At 71.3% G+C, this 3,915-nt stretch carries 4 protein-coding genes and 1 riboswitch; all 4 genes read left to right on the top strand.

Translation table 11 applies throughout. The features are described 5' to 3' along the window. Positions 1–29 precede the first annotated feature (29 nt). Positions 30–728, top strand: coding sequence for a ribulose-phosphate 3-epimerase (rpe, locus tag AC5LSR_RS23215; protein ID WP_250287518.1), 699 nt, complete (start codon positions 30–32; stop codon positions 726–728). 78 nt (positions 729–806) lie between these two features. After that, positions 807–1,295 carry a cytidine/deoxycytidylate deaminase family protein gene (locus tag AC5LSR_RS23220; RefSeq protein ID WP_445548482.1) on the top strand — a complete coding sequence of 163 codons (489 nt, stop codon included), beginning with the start codon at positions 807–809 and terminating at the stop codon, positions 1,293–1,295. Between the two features lie 267 nt (positions 1,296–1,562). Continuing rightward, positions 1,563–1,691: riboswitch (FMN riboswitch) on the top strand. A gap of 123 nt (positions 1,692–1,814) precedes the next feature. Continuing rightward, positions 1,815–2,699 carry a riboflavin synthase gene (locus tag AC5LSR_RS23225; RefSeq protein WP_493464924.1) on the top strand — a complete coding sequence of 295 codons (885 nt, stop codon included), beginning with the start codon at positions 1,815–1,817 and terminating at the stop codon, positions 2,697–2,699. Next, on the top strand, positions 2,696–3,915 hold a 1,220-nt coding region (locus AC5LSR_RS23230), incomplete at its 3' end, for a bifunctional 3,4-dihydroxy-2-butanone-4-phosphate synthase/GTP cyclohydrolase II (protein ID WP_493469029.1). The genes AC5LSR_RS23225 and AC5LSR_RS23230, both read left to right, overlap by 4 nt.

Raw genomic sequence — 3,915 nt, forward strand, 5'->3', positions numbered from 1 at the left:
GGCGGGGATGGGCCGATACGCTCGTGGGTGTGGCAACCGCGCAGATCTATCCGAGCCTGCTGGCGGCCGATTTCGGGCGGGTCGCCGACGCCGCGCGCGCGGTCGAGGGCCACGCCGACTGGCTGCACGTCGACGTCATGGACTACCACTTCGTCCCCAACCTGGCGTTCGCGCCGGACACGGTGACCGCCCTGCGCACGGTCACCACCACCCCGCTCGACTGCCATCTGATGATCGGCGACCCGGACCGCTGGGCCGCCGGCTACGCCGAGCGGGGCGCGGCGAACGTGACCATCCACGCCGAGGCCGTCCATGACCTGCCCCGCACGACCGACGCCATCCGGGCCGCCGGCGCGCGCACCGGGCTCGCCGTCAAACCGGCCACCCCGGTCGAGCGTTATGTCGACGACCTGCACCGTTTCGACCTGCTGCTGCTGATGACCATCGAGCCCGGGTTCGGCGGCCAGAAGTTCATGGACGAGGTCCTGCCGAAGATCGAGGCGGCTCGGCGGCTGCTGGACGACCGGGGGCTCGACCTGTGGCTGCAGATCGACGGCGGGGTCAACGCCGAGACCATCGAACGGGCCGCGCGGGCCGGGGTGGACGTCTTCGTCGCCGGCACCGCCGTCTACGGCGCCGCCGACCCGGCCGCGGCGCTGGAGGCGCTGCGCGCGCAGGCGCTGGCCGCCGCCCCCCGGCTGGTGGCACCGGTCCCCGGGAAGGGCTGACCGGGCGATGCCGGGACGCCGGGCGCCAGGGCACCAGGCGCGGGAACGGCCGGCGCCGCGGGAACGGCCGGCGCCGCGGTGACGGCCGGCGCGGACGAGCGGTGGCTGCGGATGGCGGTCGAGATCTCCCGGCGGTGCCCGCCGTCACCGGGTGCGTTCTCGGTGGGCGCGGTCATCGTCGACCACTGCGCAGGCCCGGCGGCGGACGCGCCCGTGCGGGTGCTGGCGACCGGTTACTCGCGCGAGCTGGACCCGCATGACCACGCCGAGGAGGTCGCGCTGCGCAGGCTCGCGCGACGCGGCCGGGACGGCTTGCCGGTCCCGGTCGGCCCGCTGACGCTCTACAGCTCGCTGGAGCCGTGCAGCGCCCGGGCCTCCCGGCCCCGGACCTGCACGGAGCTGATCATCGAGGGCGGGATCCGCCGGGTGGTCTTCGCCTGGCGTGAACCCGTGCTGTTCGTCGACTGCGAAGGCGTGGAGATCATGCGGCGGGCCGGCCTCGACGTCGTCGAGGTGCCGGCGCTGGCCGCCGCGGTCCGGGCGGTCAACGCCCACCTGCTCGCGTGACCGTTACGCGCATGGCGTTTTTGCATGACGTTTCTCACATGATGCCGCGCATGTGACGTCGCTCATATGGAACACTTATATAAACCTCTTGAGTGTAGCGGCCCCGGTAGCAAATACCCGCAAAAGCGGATATACAAGGCCGACCATGCGCGGTCGAACACGTGAAGATGGACGAAGAGTGAGCGGTGTACTGCCGTCCGGTATCGCGTGAGCTTTCTTGCACCTGTGCCGTCCGCGTGTGCCAGACTTGGTCAGGTAGTTAGCAGCACGCGCGCTCCGGGGTCGGTGAAAATCCGAACCGGCGGTGACAGTCCGCGACCCGTCCGCAGCCAGCGGACGGCTGACCCGGTGGAATTCCGGGGCCGACGGTGAAAGTCCGGATGGGAGGACGCGCGCGGGCGTGTGCTGTCCGGCGGCCCACAGGCCTGCCGACGGCCCGTCCAGCGCCCATGCGCCGGACGTGTCCCGCGTGATCGCCTCCGTCTCGGACGTGGTGCCGGGACGAGAGGGCACACAGGAATGTTCACCGGCATCGTCGAGGAACTCGGCGTGGTCGCGGCCGTCGAACCACGGCCGGCCGCCGCTCGGCTGGTCATTGACGCCACGAAGGTACTTGAGGACGTCAGCGAGGGCGCGTCCATCGCGGTCAACGGGGTCTGTCTGACCGTCACCAGCTGGTTCCCCCACGGCGAGGGGCAGGCGTTCGCGGCCGACGTCATGCAGGAGACGCTCGACCGCTCGTCCCTGGGTGGGCTGCGCGCCGGCGACCGGGTCAACCTGGAGCGCCCCGTGCGCCTGGCCGACCGCCTCGGCGGGCATCTCGTGCAGGGGCACGTGGACGGCGTCGGCGTGGTCCTCGAACGCCGCTCCAGCACCTCTGTTGTGCATGTGGAGGCCTCCGGCGACGCGGCGGCAACAGGTGACGCGACAGAAGACGATCGCGTCACCTTCGGCAGTGCCTCCGGGGGGGCCTCCGGTGACGCGACAGAAGACGATCGCGTCACCTTCGGCAGTGCCTCCGGGGGGGCCTCCGGTGACGCGACAGAAGACGATCGCGTCACCTTCGGCCCGGAGACCCAGTGGGAGATCGTGCGCATCAGCCTGCCGCCGGGCCTGGAGCGCTATCTCGTCGAGAAGGGATCCATCACCGTCGACGGGGTCAGCCTGACGGTCGTCGAGATCATCCCGGCGGGCGAGGCCACGCCCGCCGCGTTCACGGTGAGCCTGATCCCGACGACACTGCAGGCGACGACCCTCGGCCGGCGAGGGGTGGGGGAGCGGGTCAACCTCGAAGTCGACGTGCTGGCGAAATACGTCGAGAAGCTTGTCGTCGCGGGGGAGGCGGCCGGTGCCGGCTCGTCGGGCACCCCCGTCATCCACAGCGGGAGCGGGCAACTGTCATGATCAAAAATTTGCCAGTCGATGATACGCGTTTCGCCTCGATCGACGAGGCGGTCGCGCAGATCGCCGCCGGCCGGCCGGTCGTCGTCGTCGACGACGCCGACCGCGAGAACGAGGGCGACCTGATCTTCGCGGCGGAGAAGGCCACGCCGGAGCTGCTGGCCTTCATGATCCGCTACACGTCCGGGGTGGTCTGCGTCCCGATGGACGGCGCCGACCTCGACCGGCTCGAGCTCGACCAGATGGTCCCGCACAACACCGAGCGGATGGGGACCGCGTTCACCGTCTCCGTCGACGCCCGGGCCGGGGTGACGACCGGCATCTCCGCGGCCGACCGGGCGCTGACCATCCGGCTGCTCGCCGACCCGGCGACCACCGTCGCGGACATCACCAAGCCCGGCCACATCTTCCCGCTGCGCGCGAAGGTCGGTGGGGTGTTACGGCGTCCCGGCCACACCGAGGCCGCGGTGGACCTGGCCAGGCTCGCCGGGCTGCGCCCCGCCGGCGCCATCTGCGAGATCGTCAACGACGACGGCAGCATGGCCCGGCTGCCGGAGCTGACGCGGTTCGCCGAGGAGCACGGGCTGCTGCTGATCTCCATCGCCGACCTGGTGGCGTACCGGCGGCGCAGCGAGCACCATGTCGAGCGGGTCGCCGACACCAGGATCCCCACCGGCTACGGCGAGTTCCGTGCCTTCGGCTACCGCGGCGTCATCGATGACGTGGAGCACGTCGCGCTGGTCAAGGGGGACATCGGGGACGGCCGTGACGTCCTGGTGCGGGTGCACAGCGAATGCCTCACCGGCGACGTCTTCGGCTCCCGCCGCTGCGACTGCGGGACGCAGCTCGACGCCGCCCTGCGCATGATCGCCCAGGAGGGCCGGGGCGTCGTCCTCTACATGCGGGGGCACGAGGGCCGCGGCGTCGGCCTCATCCACAAGCTGCGGGCCTACCAGATGCAGGACGCCGGGCACGACACCGTGGACGCCAACCTCGCCCTCGGCCTGCCCGCGGACGCGCGTGACTACGGCACCGGCGCCCAGATCCTGGTCGATCTCGGCATCCGGACGATGCGGCTGCTGACGAACAACCCGACCAAGCGGGCCGGGCTGGAGGGCTACGGCCTGGAGGTCGTCGAACGGGTCGGGCTGCCGGTGAACTTCACTCCGGAGAACCTGCGCTATCTGACCACCAAGCGGGACCGGATGGGGCACGACCT

It is taken from the genome of Protofrankia sp. CiP1_Cm_nod4 (assembly GCF_982290645.1).